Below are 620 nucleotides of genomic sequence, written 5' to 3' on the forward strand. Positions count from 1 at the left end.
CAAGAAGCTCCGTTTTATGGCACGGCCTTTCCTCAACCCTACTCGGCGGCACCTTCCTACCCGGCCGCGGCGTATAGCTCTCCGGCGACCACGGGTATCCCTCCGGTCCCGAAATTCCCAGGCACGGAGGATTGGGTATATTCCAACCGACTTCCTGTTGAGACGGAAGCTGTGCCCGCCGCAGGAGCATCGTTCGGGGAGGAAGGCGTTGCTGGCGGCGAATTGACCGGTGAACAGAATAATATTGAAGATCAAGGAGAAGTCAAAACGTCTTCCTTGTCTTCCGAGGCCAAAGCCAAGACATCAAGCCGCCGGGGAAAAGAAATTAAAACGAGCGGCACGACGAAGCAGCAGCGTTCGGGCAAAGGCAAGGAGACAGTGAAAAAACGCCGCAACCCCTGGATTTCTGATTGATTTTTAAAAGGTTATCATAGATATCGCATATGCAGATTCGTATCTTCGGATACGGTCTGCATTTTATTTTTTGCATAATCTCCTCTCCCGGACTTTAGGGTGGCGAAGTGAGGAAATAGTATCAGGCCTGTTGAATAACCGAAATATGTAAATTAAATAGGGGACTTTTGTTCGAACCTTCGAAAACGTTGCGAAAGCCAGATGAG

1 protein-coding gene is annotated in these 620 nt (G+C 50.3%); it reads left to right on the forward strand.

What is annotated here, in order from left to right; genetic code table 11:
- Positions 1-414, forward strand: a 414-nt coding sequence (locus L692_RS33565) for a hypothetical protein (protein ID WP_036723886.1), incomplete at its 5' end; no start/stop codon positions are given.
- Positions 415-620: the final 206 nt, after the last annotated feature.

The sequence above is a fragment of the Paenibacillus forsythiae T98 genome (genome assembly GCF_000520735.1).
Lineage (GTDB): Bacteria > Bacillota > Bacilli > Paenibacillales > Paenibacillaceae > Paenibacillus_AQ > Paenibacillus_AQ forsythiae.